Annotated in this window: 18 protein-coding genes; 11 read left to right on the forward strand and 7 right to left on the reverse strand. The window is 55.1% G+C overall.

What is annotated here, in order from left to right; genetic code table 11:
• The first annotated feature begins 341 nt into the window (after positions 1 to 341).
• Together OOJ60_RS04540 and dosP are read left to right on the forward strand one after the other, a co-directional pair.
• Entirely contained in the window at positions 342 to 1,724 is a 1,383-nt protein-coding gene (locus OOJ60_RS04540; protein ID WP_042283011.1) for a diguanylate cyclase, read from the forward strand.
• A 26-nt stretch (positions 1,725 to 1,750) separates the two neighbouring features.
• Positions 1,751 to 4,156, forward strand: a complete 2,406-nt coding sequence (dosP, locus tag OOJ60_RS04545) for an oxygen-sensing cyclic-di-GMP phosphodiesterase DosP (RefSeq protein WP_205612015.1) — start codon at positions 1,751 to 1,753, stop codon at positions 4,154 to 4,156.
• Between the two features lie 49 nt (positions 4,157 to 4,205).
• Here dosP and OOJ60_RS04550 read toward each other — a convergent pair whose 3' ends face one another.
• The 3 genes from OOJ60_RS04550 to OOJ60_RS04560 form a co-directional block, all read right to left on the reverse strand.
• Positions 4,206 to 6,137 carry a methyl-accepting chemotaxis protein gene (locus tag OOJ60_RS04550; RefSeq protein WP_205612016.1) on the reverse strand — a complete coding sequence of 644 codons (1,932 nt, stop codon included), beginning with the start codon at positions 6,135 to 6,137 and terminating at the stop codon, positions 4,206 to 4,208.
• 156 nt (positions 6,138 to 6,293) lie between these two features.
• On the reverse strand, positions 6,294 to 6,623 hold the full coding sequence (gene hdeB, locus OOJ60_RS04555; RefSeq protein ID WP_205612017.1) for an acid-activated periplasmic chaperone HdeB: 330 nt from the start codon (positions 6,621 to 6,623) through the stop codon (positions 6,294 to 6,296).
• A 213-nt stretch (positions 6,624 to 6,836) separates the two neighbouring features.
• Entirely contained in the window at positions 6,837 to 7,724 is an 888-nt protein-coding gene (locus tag OOJ60_RS04560) for a LysR family transcriptional regulator (protein ID WP_181823173.1), read from the reverse strand.
• Positions 7,725 to 7,866: 142 nt separating this feature from the next.
• Here OOJ60_RS04560 and OOJ60_RS04565 point away from each other — a divergent pair, with 142 nt between their 5' ends.
• Genes OOJ60_RS04565 through OOJ60_RS04590 form a run of 6 tightly spaced genes read left to right on the forward strand, consistent with a single transcriptional unit; the run spans position 7,867 to position 13,581 of the window.
• Complete coding sequence (locus tag OOJ60_RS04565; RefSeq protein WP_042283023.1) at positions 7,867 to 8,565, forward strand: CoA transferase subunit A; 699 nt, start codon at positions 7,867 to 7,869, stop codon at positions 8,563 to 8,565.
• A gap of 11 nt (positions 8,566 to 8,576) precedes the next feature.
• Complete coding sequence (locus OOJ60_RS04570; RefSeq protein WP_042283025.1) at positions 8,577 to 9,233, forward strand: CoA transferase subunit B; 657 nt, start codon at positions 8,577 to 8,579, stop codon at positions 9,231 to 9,233.
• Positions 9,234 to 9,243: 10 nt separating this feature from the next.
• Positions 9,244 to 10,449: an acetyl-CoA C-acetyltransferase gene (locus tag OOJ60_RS04575; protein ID WP_205612018.1), complete on the forward strand. Its 1,206-nt coding sequence runs from the start codon at positions 9,244 to 9,246 to the stop codon at positions 10,447 to 10,449.
• A complete protein-coding gene (locus OOJ60_RS04580) occupies positions 10,439 to 11,362 on the forward strand; it encodes a 3-hydroxyacyl-CoA dehydrogenase family protein (RefSeq protein WP_205612019.1) in 924 nt (307 codons plus the stop codon). Before OOJ60_RS04575 ends, OOJ60_RS04580 begins: the two co-directional genes overlap by 11 nt.
• 43 nt (positions 11,363 to 11,405) lie before the next feature.
• Entirely contained in the window at positions 11,406 to 12,800 is a 1,395-nt protein-coding gene (locus tag OOJ60_RS04585; RefSeq protein WP_205612020.1) for a GntP family permease, read from the forward strand.
• Positions 12,801 to 12,810: 10 nt separating this feature from the next.
• On the forward strand, positions 12,811 to 13,581 hold the full coding sequence (locus OOJ60_RS04590; RefSeq protein WP_205612021.1) for a 3-hydroxybutyrate dehydrogenase: 771 nt from the start codon (positions 12,811 to 12,813) through the stop codon (positions 13,579 to 13,581).
• 69 nt (positions 13,582 to 13,650) lie between these two features.
• Here OOJ60_RS04590 and osmC read toward each other — a convergent pair whose 3' ends face one another.
• Positions 13,651 to 14,082, reverse strand: coding sequence for a peroxiredoxin OsmC (gene osmC, locus OOJ60_RS04595; protein WP_042283036.1), 432 nt, complete (start codon positions 14,080 to 14,082; stop codon positions 13,651 to 13,653).
• A 331-nt stretch (positions 14,083 to 14,413) separates the two neighbouring features.
• Between osmC and bdm the strand changes: the two genes are divergently transcribed.
• From bdm to maeA, 3 genes are all read left to right on the forward strand, one after another.
• Positions 14,414 to 14,629: a biofilm-dependent modulation protein gene (bdm, locus tag OOJ60_RS04600; RefSeq protein WP_042283038.1), complete on the forward strand. Its 216-nt coding sequence runs from the start codon at positions 14,414 to 14,416 to the stop codon at positions 14,627 to 14,629.
• Between the two features lie 92 nt (positions 14,630 to 14,721).
• A complete protein-coding gene (gene sra / locus OOJ60_RS04605) occupies positions 14,722 to 14,865 on the forward strand; it encodes a stationary-phase-induced ribosome-associated protein (protein ID WP_042283041.1) in 144 nt (47 codons plus the stop codon).
• A gap of 159 nt (positions 14,866 to 15,024) precedes the next feature.
• On the forward strand, positions 15,025 to 16,722 hold the full coding sequence (maeA, locus tag OOJ60_RS04610) for a malate dehydrogenase (RefSeq protein WP_042283043.1): 1,698 nt from the start codon (positions 15,025 to 15,027) through the stop codon (positions 16,720 to 16,722).
• 111 nt (positions 16,723 to 16,833) lie between these two features.
• Here the strand turns inward: maeA and fdnI are convergent, their stop codons facing one another.
• Genes fdnI through fdnG form a run of 3 tightly spaced genes read right to left on the reverse strand, consistent with a single transcriptional unit; the run spans position 16,834 to position 21,427 of the window.
• Positions 16,834 to 17,490: a formate dehydrogenase-N subunit gamma gene (gene fdnI, locus OOJ60_RS04615; protein ID WP_060569780.1), complete on the reverse strand. Its 657-nt coding sequence runs from the start codon at positions 17,488 to 17,490 to the stop codon at positions 16,834 to 16,836.
• Positions 17,483 to 18,367 (reverse strand): formate dehydrogenase subunit beta, encoded by an 885-nt coding sequence (gene fdxH / locus OOJ60_RS04620; RefSeq protein ID WP_042283047.1) that lies wholly within the window; start codon positions 18,365 to 18,367, stop codon positions 17,483 to 17,485. The genes fdnI and fdxH overlap by 8 nt, the downstream gene beginning before the upstream one ends.
• A gap of 12 nt (positions 18,368 to 18,379) precedes the next feature.
• Positions 18,380 to 21,427, reverse strand: coding sequence for a formate dehydrogenase-N subunit alpha (gene fdnG, locus OOJ60_RS04625; RefSeq protein ID WP_205612022.1), 3,048 nt, complete (start codon positions 21,425 to 21,427; stop codon positions 18,380 to 18,382).
• Positions 21,428 to 21,611 lie beyond the last annotated feature (184 nt).

A 21,611-nucleotide genomic window follows, 5' to 3' on the forward strand; every position in this document is an offset into this window, starting at 1 on the left:
TTCCTGAAATCAATACGCGAGGGATAGACTAAAATAAATACGTATAAACCATGACGGCTTTTGGTTTTCATTTTCTCTTTTATTCACGCAGGCGCAAAAAGGTTATTCATCTAAAAACAGACTAAAAGAACGGGCTTTTTATTGCTTATGGTGATAACGCCGGATTTTCAGGCTTTGCCTGCAGATTTGTATAAAAATATCCCTTAAGTCATGACACTCTTTCTTTCATATGATGATGCTACATTACAGGTGTGACGTATTATTTAATTCGATCTACTATCCATAAAACTGCGAAGACGCCTGTCCCGTGTCTTTCGCGAACGACCGTAAGGATCTGCCTGATGGAGATGTATCTTAAAAGAATGAAAGACGAATGGGTCGCGTTGGTTGAACAAACGGATCCGCATATTCGTAAACTGGCTTCTGAGATTGCGATTCACCACGCGCACACCCTGAGCATCGAGTTTTATCGTATTGTGCTTGCCGACCCACATGCTGAAGAATTTTTAAGTAATGAACAGGTGGAGCGGCAGCTAAAACACGCGCTGGAAAAGTGGATTGTCGATGTGCTCTCCTGCACTAGCGGTGACGTTGATGAGTTAATCAAAGTGCAACATACGGTCGCTGAAGTTCATGCCCGAATCGGGATTCCCGTCGAACTGGTGGAAATGGGTTTTCGGGTTCTGAAAAAATTGCTCTACCCGATCATCATAGACAGTCACCATGAGGCGACAGAGAAACTCCTGATCTACCATTTTTCTATTAACAGCATCGATCTGGCGATGGAAGTCATGTCCCGGGCCTTCTCTTTTAGCGAAAGCAGCGCGGCAAAAGAAGATGAAAACTATCGTATTTTTTCCCTGCTGGAAAATGCCGAAGAAGAAAAAGAGCGCCAGATTGCCTCACTGCTCGCCTGGGAAATGGATATTATCTATAAAATTATGCTCGACGCCGACTTTGGCAACAGTCTGCCGTTAAGTCAGGCGGATTTTGGGTTGTGGTTTAACCATAAAGGGCGTCACTATTTTAGCGGCATCGCTGAAGTGGGCCATATTTCCCGACTGATCCAGGATTTTGACGGCCTGTTTCATCAAACCCGGGGAACCGCAAAAGCGCTGAACAATAAAGCCTCGCGGGTAAAGTTCCTTCTGCAAATCCGCAATACCGTTTCGCAAATCATCACTCTGCTTCGCGAACTGTTTGAAGAAGTTTCGCGCCATGAAGTGGGAATGGATGTATTGACGAAGCTACTCAATCGCCGGTTTCTGCCCACCATTTTTAAACGCGAAATCGCCCACGCCAACCGTGCCGGAACGCCGCTTTCCATTCTGATTATTGATGTGGATAAATTTAAAGAGATTAATGACACCTGGGGACACAATACCGGTGACGAGATCCTGCGGCGCGTTTCCCAGGCCTTCTACGACAACGTGCGCAGCAGTGACTATGTTTTTCGCTACGGCGGCGATGAATTTATTATTGTGCTGACCGAAGCCACCCAGACTGATACCCTGCGCATCGCGGAGCGTATTCGCAGCCGCGTTGAGAAAACCAAAATTAAGTCTCCCGATGGTGAAGCGATCCCGCTTTCGCTTTCCATTGGCGCGGCGATGTTTAACGGCCACCCCGATTATGAACGCTTAATTCAGATTGCTGACGAGGCGTTATACATTGCGAAAAGGCACGGCAGAAACCGTGTTGAACTCTGGAAACCAGGCGCCTGAGTGTTTTCCGGACGCAGAGGTAACACATGAAGCTAACCGACGTTAAAAGCACCGGAGACAGCATTTTCATTCCCGCGCTTGAGCAAAGCATGATGGGCGCCGTGCTGATCAACGACAACGACGAAGTGCTGTTTTTTAATCCGGCGGCGGAAAAGCTGTGGGGGTACAGCCGTGATGAAGTGCTCGGGAAAGGCATTTCGATGCTTATTCCCCGGGATTTGCGCGCGGTGCATCCGGACTATATTCGCCATAACCGCGAAGGCGGGCAGCCGCGCGTCGTCGGCATGAGCCGGGAACTGCTGCTGGAACGCAAAGACGGCAGCAAAGTGTGGACCCGCTTTGCGCTGTCGAAAATTAGCGTGGAGGGCCGGATCTTTTATCTGGCGTTTGCCCGTGACGCCAGCGTAGAAATGGAACAAAAGGAGCAAACGCGTCTGCTGCTGTTAGCCGTCGACCACCTTGATCGTCCCGTTATCGTTCTTGACCATGAGCGGCGCATCGTCCAGTGCAATCGCGCCTTCAGCGAAATGTTCGGATACAACATTCAGGAGGCGTCAGGACAGTTGCCGGACAGCCTGCTCCACATTCCCGAAACGCCGTCAGATAATCGTCTGCGGCTGCAACAGTTGCTCTGGAAAACCACCCGCGACCAGGACGAGTTCCTGGTCATTACCCGTTCCGGCGAGGAAATCTGGATCAAAGCCTCCATCAGCCCGGTATATGGCAAAGAAACCGATCTGCCCAATCTGGTGATGACCTTCTCTGACGTCACGGAAGAACGGCAAATTCGCCAACTGGAAGGCAATATTCTTGCGGCGATGTGCGCCAGCCCGCCGTTCCAGGAAATGGGAGAAATCATCTGCCGCAATATTGAAGCCGTTCTCAGAGACACCCACGTCTCACTGTATGCGCTAAAAGATGGCGCCCGGCATTTCTGGGCGTCATCTTCAGGAAAAGCGGCGCGCAAAAACCTCGACGTCTGGTCGTTGACGATCCGCCAGCGCGACGGCTCCCCCGCCGGTACGCTGTTAATTAAAACCGTTAAAGGAAAAGAGACCAGCGCCTTCATCCAGCGGGTTGCCGATATCAGCCAGCATCTGGCCGCGCTGGCGCTTGAGCAGGAGAAAAGCCGACAGCAGATTGAGCATTTGCTGCAGTTTGACCCGTTCACCGGTCTGCCTAATCGTAACCATCTGCATGCTTATCTCGATGAAACCACCCGCGAAGAGCCTCAGCGCTCGCCGGTGGTTTTTCTGATAGGCGTGGATCATTTCCAGGACGTGATAGACAGTCTGGGCTACGCCGTGGCCGACCAGGTGCTATTGCAGATCATCAATAAGATCCGTGAACGGCTAAGACCCGATCAGTACCTCAGCCGAATTGAAGGCACCCAGTTTGTGCTGGTCAGCCATGACAGTGAAATGAGCAACATTACGCACTTCGCCGACGAGCTTATTAGCATTGGTAATGAAGCGACGCTGTTTGACGATAAGCCCTTCCCGTTGACGTTTAGTATTGGCATCAGCTATGAAGCGGGTAAAAACCGTGATTACCTGCTGTCGACGGCGCACAATGCGATGGACTTTATCCGCAAGGCAGGCGGTAACGGCTGGCAATTCTTTGACCCGGAGATGAACCGCGCGGTTAGAGAACGCCTGCGGATGGGCGCAGCGTTAAAAAGCGCCATTGCCAACAACCATCTGCGTCTGGTCTATCAGCCGCAGATTTTCGCCGAAACCGGTGAGCTTTACGGTTTCGAGGCGCTGGCCCGCTGGAGCGACCCGAAGCACGGCAATGTTCCTCCAGGCCGCTTTATTCCGCTGGCGGAAGAAATTGGGGAAATCGAAAACATCGGACGCTGGGTGGTTCGGGAAGCCTGCCGTCAGTTGGCCGAATGGCGCGCGCAGTCGCTGACCATACCCACCTTATCGGTTAACCTCTCGGCCCTGCATTTTCGCAGCAATCAATTGCCCAACCAGGTGTCGGAAGCGATGCTGGAATTCGCCATACCGGGCGAACAGCTAACGGTGGAAATCACTGAAAGCATGATGATGGAGCAGGATGAAGAGATCCTCAAACGCATCACGGTGCTACGTGATATGGGCGTTGGGCTGTCGGTCGATGATTTTGGCACCGGCTTTTCCGGTCTGTCACGGTTGGTCAGTCTGCCCGTGACCGAGCTGAAAATTGATAAATCGTTTGTTGACCGCTGCCTGACGGAAACACGGATCCAGTCGCTGCTGGAAGCCATTACCCGTATCGGACAAAGTTTAAATCTGGTGGTGATCGCGGAAGGGGTGGAAACCAAAGAACAGTTTGAATTTTTACGCTCGGTCAGATGCCCAGTGATTCAGGGATATTACTTCTCTCGTCCGGTTGCGGCAGAGGAGATCCCAGGGTGGATGAACAGTACGCTTCCGGTCAGCCTCTGATGCGACCCGGCGGCACGTTTTCCGCCGGGCCTGAAGCACTGCCACAGATTTAAGGCAGCGTAAAAGAAGAGACCTGCTTCGCCAGTTGATCCGCCTCGGCTTTCAGGATTTGAGTACGCGCGGCGGCATCGTCAATCAGCGACGCGTTTTGCTGCACGGTTCCGTCCATTTCGGTCACCGCCAGCGTCACTTCCGCCACACCCTTACGCTGTTCTTCCCCGGCCACACGAATTTCGCCCATCAACTGACGAACCTGACGGACGTGCCCCACCAGCTCCTGTAGCCGATCTCCCGCGTGATGGATTTGCTGGCTGCTGCTGTCAACATGTGAAACCGACTCGTCTATCAGGGCTTTGATCTCCTGAGCCGCCGTTGCGCTACGCTGTGCCAGCGTGCGAACTTCCGAGGCAACGACGGCGAAGCCCCGTCCCGCATCCCCGGCTCTCGCCGCTTCTACCGCCGCATTGAGCGCCAGAATATTGGTCTGGAAAGCGATACTGTCGATTACCGACACAATTTCTACCATCCGCCCGGACGACGCGCTGACGTTATCCATAGTGGAAATCACCTCGTGCATCACATCGCCACAGCGGTTGGCGGTCTGCGCGGTATTTTCCGAAAGTTCATCCGCCAGTGCGGTATTGGCGGCATTCTGCTGCACCGTGGCGTTAAGCTGCTCCATTGCGGCAGCGCTCTCTTCCAGCGCCGCCGCCTGTTGCGTGACGCGGGTGGACAGTTCGGTGTTGCTGTCAGCGAGGCTTGTGGCCGTACTGGCGACCACTTCGCTGCTTCCGCGTACCGTGATCAGGATTGCGGCGATTTTATCGACAAAGAGATTAAAGGCTTCAGCGATAGCGGAAATCTCGTCTTTACCTTTTACCGCCAGACGACGCGTAAGATCGCCTTCCCCTTGCGCAATATCATCCAGCGCTTTGCGGGTATCATCCAGACGGGCAATCAACCGGCGCACCAGCAGCCACGCGCCCAACAGCAGCAACGCCATCAGCGGGATCAATACCACCAGAACGTCACGCATCATTTCCTTTGCCAGCCCGACAATACGTGCTTCTGGCGTAACCAGTCCGACCACCCAGCCGGTATCCGCCATTGGAAACAGCATGACCCGCGAAGCGGCGTTAAGAATGCCGTCGTGCTCCAGCGCGACGGACGCAGTGCTGGTCTTCGCTACGCTGAGCGTGCGTAACTGGCTGGCGACAGGCGCGAGCCATGGCGAGGCGTTGACCAGCTCACTGACGGTTTTAAATTGTTGCTGCTCGATTGGTGGGAAATAGAGGATCTGCCCCTGCTTATCCACCACAAAGGCGTAACCACCGGTGTGACCGCCCTCTTTCTGCATAAAGCGGGCGACGTTATCAAGGCGTATATCCGTGGTGGCAACCCCGGCAAACTGACCCGACAGCAGATAAGGCACACTGCAGGTCACCATGTTAATCCCGGAAATGGCGTCCTGATAAACGTCAGACCACAGGCAGTTTTCCGCAGACCGTCCTTTCGCCTGTTGATACCAGCTTTCGTTATGGTACCCATTACCGGTAGCAGCGTTATATTCATCCGAATAAACGAGCTTATTATCGGTATTACGCGCCCAGAAAAAACTGCGTCGCTCCAGGCCTGGCGTAAAAGCGTTCGGCTCCGGCCAGATACCGCCTCCGGTAATAATGCTGTCGCTGTCGATGCCCAGTAACTGCGGAGCAACGGTGCGATACAGTGTTTCATCATTGGGCAAGACCTCTGCCAGACGCGCCAGGCTGACAGTTTCCCCCTCTACCCGTGACAGGACGGTACTGAGCTGGCGCGTCAGGCCATGTCCTGTCTCTTCTATTAGCGCAGTGTTAATCTCCACAACGCGAGGCTGACCTCGCCAGAGCATAATCACCACAATCACCAGCGTCGTAACAATCAGCAGCACGATTCCGCCGAGCGTCAGGCGCGTGGAAATACGTGACGGATACCAGTCCATACAAACTTCCTTATCATTCAGGCTAATTTGTATTCAGTATCGGCAAGCCGGAGAAGAGCTTTATTATTTATTTCCGGGATGAAGATGATTGACATGTGACGTTGTCACAAATAACAAAACCCAGCACTCTGGCTGGGTTTAAATAACGACTCAGATTTATTTGCTTAATTCTTTTTTGATTTCGTCTTTGATTTTTGTTAATTCGCTCTGAGGATGTTTTTTGCATATTTCGACAGCAAGCGGCACCGCCGTGGTGACGGTTTCGTCAAAGGTCACGTAATCCCCGCCTTTAAAATCTTCATCTTCGTTCAATACCCAGAAAGCCACGGGCGCCATGGTTTGCGGGTTCAGGTCAACAAACTCCTGGCAGCTCATCCCCCTGGGGGTAACGTCTGTTTTTGTGTTACTGATCGCCGCATTGACGCTGAGACTGGTTAACAGCGCTGCCGCTAAAATACCTGCTGTCGCGAAGGAAAATGTGTTCATTATTCTTACTCCATTTATGAGATCAATAATCTCTACATGCGCGCTTAAACCGTTAATGTAGAACGAAAGAAATAATACCCTTCACGAACATGAAATAAATATGCGCTCTGATGTTATGGCTATTTTTTATATTTTTGGATGCTAATCCCGCTGTTTGCAAAGAGGCGGCTATCCGTGAACTACCCCGCCGGGCAACCGGGACTAACCTGACGCTTATCCATACGCCTTCTTCAACGTATCTAACAATGCCTGGGCGGCGGTAGAGAGCTTATGATGGGCCGATCGCAGCACGCCCACTCTGCGTTCAATCACCGGACCGTCCAGTTCCAGGCACACCGCGCCAAGCTCGGTCATCTGCGTGCGGCAGAGCGCGGGCACCGCGCTACCGCCGAGGCCGTTTGCCACCAGACGCCCCACGGTAACCAGTTGATGACTTTCCAGCGCCACCTCCAGCGGGCGGCCGCTTTGCGCCAGTTGTTCTTCCAGCATCAGACGCACAGCCGAAGGACGCTGGAGAGCGATAAAATCCAGGCTCAACAGCTCGCGCCAGCAAAGCCGTTCCCGCGTCGCGAGACGGGAATCCGGCGGGACTATCGCCACAAAGCGGTCCAGACCGAGCGGGGTAAAGTGCAGATGCCCGGAATAATCCGGTTCGAAGGCAATCCCCATTTCCACCCGCCCTTCACTTACCATTTCAATCACCTGTTCATTGATCACATCATGAACGGTAACGTTGATCCCGGCGTAGCGGTCACGAAAGGCTTTCAGCACCGGCGGCAGGACGTTCGCCGCAAAGGACGGCATCGCCGCTACCGACACTTTTCCCCGCTGGAGTGTAAAGCGCTGGCGCATGGCTTCTTCAGTGTTATCCCAGTCGGCAATAAGCTGACGCGCCATCGTCAGCAACGTTTCCCCCTCCTGGGTCAGCGTGACTCTCCGCGTGGTTCGCAACAGTAATGGCCCCCCCAGCGATTCCTCCAGACCTTTGATCGTCAAACTTAGCGCGGGCTGGGATATATTCAGCCGTTCGCTGGCGTGGGCGAAATTCAGAGTGTGAGCTACCGCTAAAAATGCGCGTAACTGTTTGATGCTCATTCTCATTTTGTGCCCCATTAACTGTTTGAATACATTTAATTAACATCAAATTGATAAAAAAACCAAATGAGTGAGTCACAAATTTAAAATTAACAAATCATTTTCCGCCCCTAATGATGTCGGCAAGGACAACTGGAGGGGCAATGATATGTCTGGACTGGATAAACGCGTCGCTACGTATCAAGAGGCGCTGGACGGGATCACCGACAACATGACGCTGCTGGCGGGCGGCTTTGGACTCTGTGGTATACCGGAAAACCTGATTGCCGAGGTTCGCCGTCGCGGGGTTCAGGGACTGACAGTGGTGTCAAACAATTGCGGCGTCGATGGCTTCGGTCTGGGCGTACTGCTGGAAACACGCCAGGTACGCAAAGTGGTGGCCTCTTATGTCGGTGAAAACGCCCTCTTTGAACAACAAGTACTGAGCGGCGAACTGGAAGCGACGCTGACGCCCCAGGGCACGCTTGCGGAACAGTTACGCGCAGGCGGCGCGGGGATCCCTGCTTTCTTCACCGCCACCGGTTACGGTACGCCAGTGGCCGAGGGTAAAGACGTGCGGGAGTTCAACGGTCGCCCGTACATTATGGAACGCGCGATTACCGGTGATTTCGCGCTGGTTAAAGGCTGGAAGGCCGACTGGTACGGTAACGTTATCTATCGCCATACCGCGCAGAATTTCAATCCGCTAATGGCTGCCGCCGGACGCATCACGGTCGTCGAAGTCGAAGAAATCGTCCCCCCTGGCGAACTTGATCCTGCCGCGATTCATACCCCTGGCATCTTCGTCGATCGCCTGATTCAGGGCCATTTCGAAAAACGCATTGAGCAACGCACATTACGCCGCTAAGGAGACAGAACATGTTAACCCGCGAACAAATGGCTATGCGCGTCGCCCGGGAACTGCGCGACGGCTATTACGTCAACCTGGGGATTGGCATCCCCACCCTTGTCGCCAACTACATCCCCGAGGGCATGGACGTGATGCTGCAATCGGAAAATGGACTGCTGGGAATGGGGGCGTTCCCGACGGAGGACGAACTGGATGCCGATATGATCAACGCCGGAAAACAGACCGTCACCGCACGCAAGGGCGCGGCGATTTTCGACTCAGCGCAGTCGTTCGCCATGATCCGCGGCGGACACGTTGACCTGACCGTGCTGGGCGCGTTTGAAGTTGACGTTAACGGCAACATCGCCTCGTGGATGATCCCCGGCAAGATGGTGAAAGGGATGGGCGGCGCGATGGATCTTGTCGCGGGGGCGGAAAACATCATCGTGGTCATGACCCACGCGTCTAAAAGCGGCGAATCCAAGCTGCTTCCGGCCTGCACATTACCGCTCACCGGCGTCAGTTGTATCAAACGTGTCCTCACCGACCTGGCGCTGCTGGACATTGCCGATGGCCGCTTCATCCTGCGCGAACGTGCGCCAGGCGTGAGCGTCGAGGAGATCGTCGCGAAAACCGCCGGCAAGCTGGTTGTGGCGGAAAACGTGCCTGAAATGCAGTTCACCTGAGGAGATGACCATGCAGGATGTTGTTATCGTTGCGGCCACCCGCACGCCCATTGGCAGCTTTCACGGCGCTTTAGCCCCGCTCCCGGCGGTAGAACTCGGCGCGTGCGTCATTCGCGCATTGCTGGAGAAAACCGCCCTGCCAGCCGATGCGATCGACGAAGTCATTTTCGGGCAGGTACTGACCGCAGGCTGTGGACAAAACCCGGCGCGGCAAACAGCCCTCCGCGCCGGACTGCCGGTCACGACGCCGGCGGTGACGCTGAATCTGGTTTGTGGATCGGGATTAAAAGCGGTGCTGCAAGCGGCTCAGGCCATTCGCTGCGGTGATGCGGAGATTGTTATTGCAGGCGGACAGGAAAGTATGAGCAACGCCCCCTACCTGCTGGACGGCGCACGGACCGGTCTGCGCCTCGGCCACGCCAGCATGAAGGACAGCGTGGTACATGACGGCCTTTGGGACGCGTTTAATGACTACCACATGGGCATCACTGCCGAGAATCTGGCAGAGAGGTTTGTCATTAGCCGTGAGCAACAGGATGCGTTTGCCCTTCGCTCACAGCGAAAAGCGACGCTGGCGCTCGAGGCTGGTTACTTTAGCGCCGAAATCACACCGCTAAACGTTCCGCAGGGTAAGAAACCGCCGCGACGGGTTGAGCGAGACGAACAGCCGCGTGCGGACACACAGGCTGAGAAACTGGCCCAACTAAAACCGGTCTTTCGTCCGGGAGACGGGACGGTTACCGCCGGGAACGCCTCGTCGATTAACGATGGCGCCGCCGCCGTGATGCTGATGAGCGCCAGCCGCGCCGCGGCGCTGAATTTACCGGCGCTGGCGCGCATTGCTGGCTACGCCGTTTCTGGCGTCGATCCGGCGGTCATGGGGATCGGTCCTGTTGAAGCCTCGCAGCAATGCCTGCAACGCGCGGGCTGGACGCTGGCGCAAGTCGATCTGATCGAAGCGAACGAGGCCTTTGCCGCACAGGCGCTGGCGGTCGGTCAGGCACTCGACTGGGACGAAAGCAAAGTTAACGTTAACGGCGGCGCTATCGCGCTCGGTCATCCGATTGGCGCGTCCGGCTGCCGCATTCTGGTCACACTGCTGCACGAGATGGCGCGACGCAACGTCGACAAAGGACTCGCAACCTTGTGCGTCGGCGGTGGTCAGGGGGTGGCGCTGGCGGTGGAACGCACCAGAGGTAATCGCCATGCAAACTAACCGTTTCGCTGTCCTGGGCGCAGGACTGATGGGCGTAGGTATCGCCTGCCATTTTGCCCGTTCCGGGCATGAGATTTGGCTGTACGACACCGACAGAGCACGTACTGCGGAAATAACGTCCGTTGCTGGCGAGATCCTGGAGGAATTGATCGCGGCCGGGCAGTTTTCCGCGGCAGATAAAGCCACTGTCCTGTCCCGGCTGCAGGGGACCACATCGCTTGCCAATATTGCCGCTTCATCGCTGCTGATCGAAGCCATTCCCGAGCGCCTTGAACTTAAGCACGCGCTGTATGCGCAGCTGGAGCAGGTTATCGATCCGCAGGCCATCATCGCCAGCAACACCAGCGGGTTGCCGCCGGACGCGCTGGCGGAAAAGCTTCGCCATCCACAGCGCTTATTGATCGCCCACTTCTGGCATCCGCCGCATTTTATCCCGCTGGTTGAGATTGTACCGGGCAGCGCAACTGCGCCACGGTATATGCAGGAGGTTCAGGCGCTGCTGAGCGGTATGCAACTGGAAGCCGTGATCCTCGATCGCGCCGCGCCGGGCTTTGTCGGCAACCGTCTGCAGTTTGCGCTGTTGCGCGAAGCGCTGCATATCGTCAAAAGCGGCATCGCCAGCCCGGACGTGGTGGATCGGGTGATGCGCGCCTCATTGGGTCGACGTTATGGCATGGTCGGCCCGCTGGAAGCGGCGGACATGACCGGACTCAACACCGTTCAGGATATCTGCCGCCATCTGCTGCCGGAACTGGCCAGCGGCAGCGACATGATGTCGCTGGTCGCGGACATCGTCGCCAACGGTGACACCGGGATGCGCAGCGGCCAGGGGTTTTACCGTTGGGACGAGACGCGAAAAGACAGTATCCGCGAACGCAGACGGCATCAGCTGCGTTTTGCCCTGAAACCGTAACTTCTCTTTCTGTACCCCACTATAACAACGATACCGAGGAGTCATGATGAGTGTGTTAATTGCCCTGGCCGCGTTGGGTCTACTGATGCTGGCAGCCTACCGCGGTTACAGCGTTATCCTGTTTGCGCCTATCGCGGCATTAGGGGCGGTCTTACTGACCGAGCCTGCCGCTGTCGGCCCGGCCTTTACGGGCCTGTTTATGGAAAAGATGGTTGGCTTTGTAAAGCTGTATTTCCCCGTTTTCTTACTGGGGGCGGTGTTTGGCAAGCTGATTGAACTGTCCGGTTTTTCGCGTTCAATCGTTGCCGCGGCGATCAATCTGCTTGGACGGCGTCATGCGATCCCGGTGATTGTGCTGGTCTGCGCCCTGCTGACCTACGGCGGCGTGTCGCTGTTTGTGGTGGCTTTCGCCGTGTATCCTTTTGCCGCCGAACTGTTTCGCCAGAGCCAGATACCCAAGCGACTGATCCCCGCGACGGTGGCGCTGGGCGCATTCTCTTTCACCATGGACGCGCTGCCGGGAACGCCGCAGATCCAGAACATCATTCCGACCAGCTTTTTTGGCACCAATGCCTGGGCCGCGCCGTGGCTTGGGTTGATCGGCTCGCTGTTTATCATTTTTGTCGGGCTTTTGTACCTTGAGCGTCAGCGGCGAAAAGCGTTAGCCAGGAATGAAGGTTATGGTACCGAGCTGCAAAACGAACCGGAAACACCGGACAATATCAATTTGCCCAATCCCTTCGTCGCCATTTCACCGCTGATCCTGGTGGGCGTGCTCAATCTGCTGTTTACCCGCTGGATCCCGGTCTGGTACGGCAGCACTCACCAGCTTGACCTGCCCGGACTGGCTACGCCGGTGACGACCGAAATCAGCAAGATAACCGCCATCTGGGCCGTTGAGGCGGCGCTGGTCTCAGGGATCCTGATGGTGGTGATTTTCGGCTATCGCAATATACAGGGGCGTCTGGCGGAAGGCAGCCGAACCGCAGTAGGCGGCGCGATCCTGGCGGCCATGAACACCGCGTCCGAATACGGCTTTGGCGCGGTGATCGCCGCCCTTCCCGGTTTTCTGGTGCTGTCTAACGCGCTGGCGGCTATCCCCGATCCGCTGTTGAATGAGGCAATCAGCATCACCACCCTCGCCGGGATCACCGGTTCCGCTTCCGGCGGGATGAGTATTGCGCTGGCGGCGATGTCAGATACCTTTAGTGCGGCGGCAAACGCCGCCAACATTCCGCTGGAAGTGCTTCACCGCGTGGCGTCAATGGCCAGCGGCGGAATGGACACCCTGCCGCACAATGGCGCGGTCATTACCCTGCTCGCCATTACCGGGCTGAGCCACCGTCAGGCCTACGGCGGGATATTCGCCATTACGATCATCAAAAGCCTGGCGGTACTTTTTGTGATTGGTGTGTTCTATACCACCGGAATTGTCTGAGGAGAATGCGATGACTTTGAACGGAAAAACGGCGCTGATTACCGGCTCCACCAGCGGCATCGGGTTGGGCATTGCGCAGAGCCTGGCAAAAGCCGGGGCGCGGATTATCCTGAACGGCTTTGGTGATGTTGAGGCCGCCAAAGACGCCATTGACGCCTGTGGCGTCAGGGCGGGCTACCACGGCGCAGATCTCAGCGATGCCGGACAAATTGAAGAGATGATGCGCTACGCCGAACGGGAATTCGGCGGCGTGGATATCCTGATTAACAACGCCGGGATCCAGCACGTCTCGCCGATTGAACATTTTCCCGTCGAGAAGTGGAATGCGATTCTCGCCATTAACCTCTCCTCGGTTTTTCACACCACGCGTCTGGCGTTACCCTCTATGCGCGCCCAAAACTGGGGCCGCATCATCAATATCGCCTCAGTGCATGGGCTGGTGGCCTCAAAAGACAAAGCGGCCTACGTCGCGGCCAAGCACGGCGTGGTGGGGTTCACGAAGACCACCGCTCTGGAAACCGCGCAGACCGGCATAACCTGTAACGCGCTCTGTCCAGGATGGGTGCTGACTCCGCTGGTACAACAGCAGATCGACAAACGCATCGCGGAAGGCGCAGACCCCAGTGACGCGCGGGAAGCGTTATTAGCGGAAAAACAACCTTCGCGGGCGTTTGTCACACCCGAGCAATTAGGGGAACTGGCTCTGTTTTTATGTTCCGAAGGCGCGGCCCAGGTTCGCGGCGCGGCGTGGAATATGGATGGAGGGTGGGTGGCGCAGTAATGCGGTTTGGCGTCGCCCGGAGACGTTTTGTTTACCGGGTGACGCCCCGTCACCCGGTAACAGGGCTTGTCAGGCTTTCAGCTGATAATCGAGGGTGATTTCCGCTTTCAGCACCTGAGACACCGGGCATCCCGCTTTGGCTTTCTGGATAATGCCGTCAAAAGTTTCCGCATCAATCCCTGGCACGCGCACTTCGCTGTGCAACGCGATTTTGGTAATTGCAAACCCGTTATCCACTTTGTCCAGTGACACATCGGCAGTGGTATCAATCGCCTCTGGCGTAAAGCCCGCTTCACCCAGCATCAACGAAAGCGCCATAGAAAAGCACGCCGCATGCGCCGCGCCAATCAGCTCCTCCGGATTCGTGCCCTTTGCGCCTTCAAAACGGGTATTGAAGCCATAAGGCTGTTGATTCAGGACACCGCTTTCGGTAGAAACAGTGCCTTTTCCACGTTTAATGTCGCCTTCCCAGTGTGCCTGACCTTTTTTATGGATTGTCATTGCTGCTCTCCTGTTGGCTCAAAAATGCAAGTATAGACCATGGCTGGCAGGTCTGATGGACTATTCAATAAAATTCAGAATACGATTAAAATGAAAAATAACGCTTGCCCCAATACCATATAGATTATATTTACAGGCATATTAAATATATATTAAAGCGTGATGAACGCGAATTAAAACCCTTTTAAACACCGGCAAATCAGAGAGTTAAAATAGTTTTATTATCTTCCAGGACTTTTCTGAGCTACAGCGATAAAAATATTTGCCATTCTGAATGTGAATTAAATTTCTGCGAGCCGTACTTATAAATACACCGACACGGAGGCATCCTATGTTTACTTATTACTCAGCAAATACCTCAAACGCACAACCGGCTTTGGTTCATGCTATTGAGCAAGGTCTCCGCGCAGAACATGGCGCTGTCACCGAAGATGACATTTTAATGGAACTGACCAAATGGGTGGAAGCCACCGACAATGACATCCTCAGTGACATCTACCAGCAAACGATCAATTATGTGGTCAGCGGCCAGCACGCTTCTGCATAAGGTGCTATGCTGATACCGCAACCTAAGGGGTTACGTTTCTTTCGCATTGGCGAATTTGTCCTTAAAACTTGGAACAGGATTGAGGAGTTAAAATGAAATCGAACCGTCAGGCCCGTCATATTCTTGGACTGGACCATAAAATTTCCAATCAGCGCAAACTGGTGACGGAAGGCGACACGTCCAGCGTGGTGAACAACCCTACCGGCAGAAAGCGTCGTCCGGATAGCAAAAAGTAACCGCGTAGTCAGAATCTGATGATAAACACCATCGCAAAAGCGATGGTGTTTTTGTTTCCAGGGGGCATGATGCTTTATACTCGGTGTCCGATGCCCTGGTTGAACGGCACAGTATTATAAAAGGAGCCAGGGACGGAAATTCAAAAAAGAGTGAGTGACATGGAAACCAAAAGCAAAAAAATGCGTTCCCTTTATATTCCTTACGCTGGCCCGGTACTGCTGGAGTTCCCCCTGTTAAATAAAGGGAGTGCTTTCAGCATGGAAGAACGTCGTAACTTCAACCTGCTGGGGTTACTGCCGGAAGTGGTCGAGACGATCGAAGAACAGGCTGAACGCGCGTGGATCCAGTATCAGGGATTCAAAACCGAAATCGACAAGCACATCTACCTGCGCAACATTCAGGATACCAACGAAACCCTATTCTACCGCCTGGTAAACAATCATCTTGATGAGATGATGCCGGTTATTTATACCCCGACAGTCGGCGCGGCATGTGAACGCTTTTCCGAGATTTACCGTCGCGCCCGCGGCGTTTTTATCTCGTACCAGAACCGTCACAACATGGACGACATCCTGCAAAACGTACCAAACCACAATATCAAAGTTATCGTGGTGACCGACGGCGAGCGGATTCTGGGCCTGGGTGACCAGGGGATCGGAGGGATGGGCATTCCTATCGGTAAGCTGTCGCTGTACACCGCCTGCGGCGGCATCAGTCCGGCGTATACCCTGCCTGTTGTGCTTGATGTGGGTACCAACAACCCGCAGTTGCTCAACGATCCGCTGTATATGGGCTGGCGTAACCCACGCATCACCGACGATGACTATTATGAATTTGTCGACGAATTCATCCAGGCCGTTAAGCACCGCTGGCCGGATGTGCTGTTGCAGTTTGAGGATTTCGCGCAGAAAAACGCAATGCCGCTGCTGAACCGCTATCGTAATGAAATATGTTCCTTTAACGACGACATTCAGGGTACTGCGGCGGTGACCGTCGGGACGCTGATTGCCGCCAGCCGTGCGGCAGGCAGCCAGCTCAGCGAACAGAAAATCGTCTTTCTCGGCGCAGGCTCCGCCGGTTGCGGCATTGCCGAGCAGATCATTGCCCAGACTCAGCGCGAAGGCCTTAGCGAAGAAGCCGCGCGGCAGAAAGTGTTTATGGTGGATCGTTTTGGTCTGCTTACCGATCAGATGCCGAACCTGCTCTCCTTCCAGACCAAACTGGTGCAGAAGCGTGAGAATCTGAAGACGTGGGACACCGACAGTGAAGTGCTGTCGCTGCTGGATGTGGTGCGTAACGTTAAACCGGATATTCTGATTGGCGTCTCCGGGCAAACCGGTCTGTTTACCGAAGAGATCATTCGCGAGATGCACAAGCACTGTCCGCGCCCCATCGTCATGCCGCTGTCAAACCCGACTTCACGGGTGGAAGCCACGCCGCAGGACATCATTACGTGGACCGAAGGTAACGCGCTGGTCGCGACCGGCAGTCCGTTCGCGCCGGTCGTCTGGAAAGATAAAGTCTTCCCTATCGCCCAGTGCAACAACGCTTATATCTTCCCGGGCATTGGTCTGGGGGTTATCGCCTCAGGCGCGTCGCGTATTACCGATGAAATGCTGATGTCGGCCAGCGAGACGTTGGCGCAGTACTCGCCGCTGGTGCTTAACGGTGAAGGTCTGGTGCTGCCGGAACTCAAAGATATCCAGACGGTATCCCGCGCCATCGCTTTTGCTGTCGGCAAAATGGCGCAGCAGCAAGGCGTGGCGGTGAAAACCTCTGCCGAAGCGCTGCAACAGGCTATCGACGACAATTTCTGGCGCGCGGAATACCGCGACTATCGCCGCACCTCTATCTGATGTTTTGCCCGGTGGCGCTTGCGCTTACCGGGCCTACGCTTTTGCCTTAAGAAATTTTCTACAGATAAAAAAAGGCGCGACCGCAGTCACGCCTGTTGGACTATGAGGGGATTAACGTAACCCTTCCTCACTCTCTTTTTTCGCTTCGGCTTTCTCGATCTGGCGATACCAGCGCGGATGGTGTTTCTTCGCCCAGCGACGACTCACCTTTCCTTCAATCATCCCCTTGATCGACCCTTTCACCCAAAATGCCATATACATATGGATAAGGATCGCGTGCATCAGGATGATGCCGGCAGCGGCATGGATCAGCAGACTGTAACGCACCACCTGCATCGGGAAATACTGCGCGAAGTACGGGCGCCAGATGATCACGCCGGTGACCAGCAGCACAAAAATCATGCTCATGATCGACCAGAACATCATCTTCTGCCCGGCGTTGTATTTGCCGACATCCGCCACTTTGTGTTCGTTGCCTTTCAGCACTTCCACAATGTTTTTCAGCCACGGAATGTCTTTCTTATCCGGAATGTTGTGGTGGACAAAACGCACAAACATGAACATCAGGGCGATAAAGATCGCCACGCCGAAGAACGGGTGCAGAATGCGTCCCATCTGTGGCGTCCCGAAGGTCTGCGTCAGCCATTGCAGGGTCGGAAAGAAAAACGAAATCCCCGACAGCGCCACCAGGAAGAAGCAAATGACCACCGTCCAGTGACAGGCGCGGTCGATAAACTTCGTGCGCACAATCATTTTCGACTTACTCATGATGCTCCTCCTCGTCATCGTCCACTTCTTTGTTCGGGCCAATACCAATGTAGTGATAGATAAGCCCGGCAAAGGTGGCGATAAAGCCAGCGGCGGCTAACGGTTTCAGCGCCCCTTTCCACAGATTGATTGAGGTGTCGACCTTCGGCTCATTCGGCAGACCATGATACAGCTCCGGCTGGTTCGCGTGGTGCAGCACGTACATTACGTGCGTCCCGCCGACGCCCTGCGGATTGTAGACGCCTGCGTGTTCATAGCCGCGCGCTTTCAGCTTCTCGACGCGCTGCTCGCCCAGCTCCAGCATCTCTTTCTTGGTGCCGAAGTGGATTGCCCCGGTCGGACAGGTTTTCACACAGGCCGGTTCCTGACCCACGCTCACCCGATCGACGCAAAGCGTACATTTATAGACGCGGTTATCCTCTTTATTGAGGCGCGGCACATTAAATGGACACCCGGCGATGCAGTAGCCACAGCCGATGCAGTGCTCTGACTGGAAATCGACGATCCCGTTGGCGTACTGGATGATGGCGCCGGCAGACGGGCACGCCTTCAGACAGCCCGGATCTTCACAATGCATACAGCCGTCTTTGCGGATCAGCCATTCCAGTTTGCCGTTCTGCTCGGTTTCGCTAAAGCGCATCACCGTCCACGACTTGGCGCTGAGATCGGCGGGGTTGTCGTACACCCCGACGCAATGGCCCACCTCATCACGAATGTCGTTCCACTCTGAACACGCCACCTGGCAGGCTTTACAGCCTACGCAGGAGGAGACATCAATGAGCTTGGCGACTTCAGCCTTGTAATCACGCGCCCGTGGGGGCGGCGTGATGGAGTTGGTTGCGGACTGTTTGATAATGTCCTGCGTTTCCAAAGACATATGCTAGCCCCCTTACGCCTTCTCGATGTTAACTAAAAACGCTTTGTATTCCGGCGTTTGCGAGTTTGAATCACCGACGTTTGGCGTCAGGGTATTGGCGATATAACCTTTACGCGCCACCCCTTCAAAGCCCCAGTGCAGCGGGATCCCAACGGTTTCAACCTGCTGACCGTTCACGTTCAGCGTACGCAGGCGGCGGGTAACAACCGCTACCGCACGGATAAACCCACGCTTGCTGCTCACCGTAACGCGATCGCCATTGGCGATGCCTTTGGCCGCCGCCAGCGTTTCGCTGATCTCCACGAACTGTTCCGGCTGCGCGATGGCATTCAGCAGCGCGTGTTTGGTCCAGGTGTGGAAGTGTTCAGTCAGACGATAGGTTGTTCCCACATACGGGAATTTATCCTTCTTGCCTAAGCGCAGTACGTCGTCTTCATAGATGCGAACCACCGGGCTGGAAACCACGTTCGGATGCAGCGGGTTGGTCCCCAGCGGCGTTTCCATTGGCTCGTAGTGTTCCGGGAACGGCCCTTCCGCCAGTTTATCCAGCGCGAACAGACGCCCAACGCCCTCCGGCTGCATAATGAACGGACCGGTTTTGCTTCCCGGCGGCGCGGTGTTGAAGTCCGGGATATCGTTCCCCGTCCACTTCGTCCCGTTCCACTGGATCAGCATTCGCTTCGGATCCCACGGTTTACCGTTGATGTCCGCCGATGCGCGGTTATACAGTACGCGGCGGTTCAGCGGCCACGCCCATGCCCAGCCCAACGTATTACCCAACCCGGACGGATCGGCGTTATCGCGGTTGGCCATCTGGTTGCCCTGCTCGGTCCAGCTACCGGTGTAGATCCAGCAGGAGGAAGACGTGGTGCCGTCGTCACGCAACTGCGCGAAACTGCTCAACAGTTGCCCTTTCTTCGCAATCAGCGCGCCGTTGGCGTCATAGAGATCGGCCAGCGCGTAGCCATTGTTCTCTTTCGCCACTTCTTCCGATTCCGGATGATCCGGCTGTTTGTAGCTCCAGCGCATTTTGAGCAGCGGTTCTGCGCCTTTACCGCCTTCTGTGCGATACATCTCGCGCAGACGGTGGTAAATACCCGCCAGAATTTCGCCGTCGTTACGCGCTTCACCCGGCGCGTCCTGCCCTTTCCAGTGCCACTGCAGCCAGCGACCGGAGTTGGCAATCGAGCCATCTTCTTCCGCAAAGCAGGTGGATGGCAAACGGAACACTTCAGTCTGAATCGCTGTCGGATCGACGTCGTTCGACTCGCCGTGGTTCTGCCAGAAAGTCGAGGTTTCGGTCACCAGCGGATCGATCACCACCATGTACTTCAGCTTGCTCAGGCTGCGGACCACTTTGTTTTTGTCCGGGAAGGACGCAACCGGGTTAAAGCCCTGGCAAATGTAGCCGGTGACTTTTCCGCTATCCATCATATTGAAATATTTTATGACGTCATAAGCCTGGTCCCACTTCGGCAACCAGTCGAAGCCCCAGCTATTCTCTTTTTGCGCGTCGTCGCCATAGAATGCTTTCATCAGACTGACGGCAAACTTCGGATAGTTGCTCCAGTAGTTCACCTGATCGGCCTGGGTCGCTTTAGGCGTGTTGGCGTCAAGCCAGCTCTGCCAGTCGCCGTGCTTTTCGGACGGCAGCGTCAGATAGCCAGGCAGGCTGGTAGACAGCAGACCGAGATCGGTTAAGCCCTGAATGTTGGAGTGACCGCGCAGGGCGTTAACCCCGCCGCCTGCCATCCCCATGTTGCCGAGCAGCAGCTGAATCATCGCCATCGTACGGATGTTTTGTGCGCCAACGGTATGCTGCGTCCAGCCCAGCGCGTACAGGAACGTGGTGGTTCTGTCGGCGGCACTGGTGGAAGCCAGCACTTCACAAACCTTCAGGAAGTCAGCTTTCGGCGTACCGCAGATGTTTTCCACCACGTCCGGCGTATAGCGGGAAACATGCTGTTTCAACAGGTTCCATACGCAGCGCGGATGCGTCAGCGTGTCGTCGCGTCTGGCATAGCCGTTTTCATCGAACTGGTAGTTCCAGGACGACTTATCGTACTGCCGTTTTTGCGCGTCGTAACCGCTGAACAGTCCATCTTCAAAAGCAAAATCATCACGCACCAGCAGGCTGGCGTTGGTGTAATGCTTAACGTACTCCGCGTTGATTTTGTTATTTTCGATCAGGTACAGCAACACGCCGGACAGGAACGTAATGTCCGTGCCGGAACGAATCGGCGCGTAAATATCCGCTACCGAGGCTGTACGCGTAAAGCGTGGGTCAACAACAATCAACGTGGCGTCATTGTTGTTTTTCGCTTCCATCGCCCAGCGGAATCCCACCGGATGGGCTTCAGCGGCGTTACCGCCCATCACCATCACGACGTTAGCGTTTTTAATATCGACCCAGTGGTTGGTCATCGCACCGCGACCAAATGTTGGAGCAAGACTTGCTACCGTTGGTCCGTGTCAGACGCGCGCCTGGTTGTCGACAGCCAGCATGCCGAGCGAGCGCACAAACTTCTGCGTCAGCATGCCGGTTTCATTACTGGCGGCTGAGGCGCACAGCATCCCTGTTGAAAGCCAACGGTTAACCGTAACGCCCTGCTCGTTCTTTTCAATAAAGTTGGCGTCGCGGTCAGCTTTCATCAGTTTTGCAATGCGGGTAAACGCTTCATCCCAACTGATGCGTTGCCATTTATCGGAACCCGGCGCACGGTATTCCGGATAGCGCAGACGGTTCTCACTGTGAACATAATCCAGCAGGCCTGCGCCTTTTGGACACAGCGCACCACGGCTTACCGGATGATCCGGGTCCCCCTCAATGTGATAAATCGCTTCCTTCGCGTTTTTAGCTCCATCCCCCAGGCTATACATTAATAGCCCGCAACCCACGGAACAGTATGTGCAGGTGTTTCGGATCTCTTTCGCGCGCAACAGCTTATAATTTCGCGCCTGAGCCAGTGCCATTTTTGGGGTGAATCCCAGCGCTGCCACTGTGGTTCCGGCCATACCGCCCGCGCAGATTTTAAAAAACTTTCTGCGGCTGACGTCCATTGCTTTCCTCTTTTTTCCAGAGTGAGATACCCGCCATCTTTCTTCCTGCTCGAAAGCAGGGTGAAAAATGACGCGTATAAACTTCCGCGAGGAAACTAACAGCAATAACCTTACGCATATTGCGTCAAATCAATAACGAAACGCTTCCGCTACTAAATAGTGCCTTTTGCCGGTTTTATATACC

The organism is Citrobacter sp. R4 (assembly GCF_026719175.1).
Lineage (GTDB): Bacteria > Pseudomonadota > Gammaproteobacteria > Enterobacterales > Enterobacteriaceae > Citrobacter_A > Citrobacter_A sedlakii.

Bases quoted from the DNA above. Each gene is read 5' to 3' on its own strand.
- OOJ60_RS04540 (WP_042283011.1), top strand. From the start codon at position 342: ATGGAGATGTATCTTAAAAGAATGAAAGACGAATGGGTCGCGTTGGTT.
- dosP (WP_205612015.1), top strand. From the start codon at position 1,751: ATGAAGCTAACCGACGTTAAAAGCACCGGAGACAGCATTTTCATTCCC.
- OOJ60_RS04550 (WP_205612016.1), bottom strand. From the start codon at position 6,137: ATGGACTGGTATCCGTCACGTATTTCCACGCGCCTGACGCTCGGCGGA.
- hdeB (WP_205612017.1), bottom strand. From the start codon at position 6,623: ATGAACACATTTTCCTTCGCGACAGCAGGTATTTTAGCGGCAGCGCTG.
- OOJ60_RS04560 (WP_181823173.1), bottom strand. From the start codon at position 7,724: ATGAGAATGAGCATCAAACAGTTACGCGCATTTTTAGCGGTAGCTCAC.
- OOJ60_RS04565 (WP_042283023.1), top strand. From the start codon at position 7,867: ATGTCTGGACTGGATAAACGCGTCGCTACGTATCAAGAGGCGCTGGAC.
- OOJ60_RS04570 (WP_042283025.1), top strand. From the start codon at position 8,577: ATGTTAACCCGCGAACAAATGGCTATGCGCGTCGCCCGGGAACTGCGC.
- OOJ60_RS04575 (WP_205612018.1), top strand. From the start codon at position 9,244: ATGCAGGATGTTGTTATCGTTGCGGCCACCCGCACGCCCATTGGCAGC.
- OOJ60_RS04580 (WP_205612019.1), top strand. From the start codon at position 10,439: ATGCAAACTAACCGTTTCGCTGTCCTGGGCGCAGGACTGATGGGCGTA.
- OOJ60_RS04585 (WP_205612020.1), top strand. From the start codon at position 11,406: ATGATGAGTGTGTTAATTGCCCTGGCCGCGTTGGGTCTACTGATGCTG.
- OOJ60_RS04590 (WP_205612021.1), top strand. From the start codon at position 12,811: ATGACTTTGAACGGAAAAACGGCGCTGATTACCGGCTCCACCAGCGGC.
- osmC (WP_042283036.1), bottom strand. From the start codon at position 14,082: ATGACAATCCATAAAAAAGGTCAGGCACACTGGGAAGGCGACATTAAA.
- bdm (WP_042283038.1), top strand. From the start codon at position 14,414: ATGTTTACTTATTACTCAGCAAATACCTCAAACGCACAACCGGCTTTG.
- sra (WP_042283041.1), top strand. From the start codon at position 14,722: ATGAAATCGAACCGTCAGGCCCGTCATATTCTTGGACTGGACCATAAA.
- maeA (WP_042283043.1), top strand. From the start codon at position 15,025: ATGGAAACCAAAAGCAAAAAAATGCGTTCCCTTTATATTCCTTACGCT.
- fdnI (WP_060569780.1), bottom strand. From the start codon at position 17,490: ATGAGTAAGTCGAAAATGATTGTGCGCACGAAGTTTATCGACCGCGCC.
- fdxH (WP_042283047.1), bottom strand. From the start codon at position 18,367: ATGTCTTTGGAAACGCAGGACATTATCAAACAGTCCGCAACCAACTCC.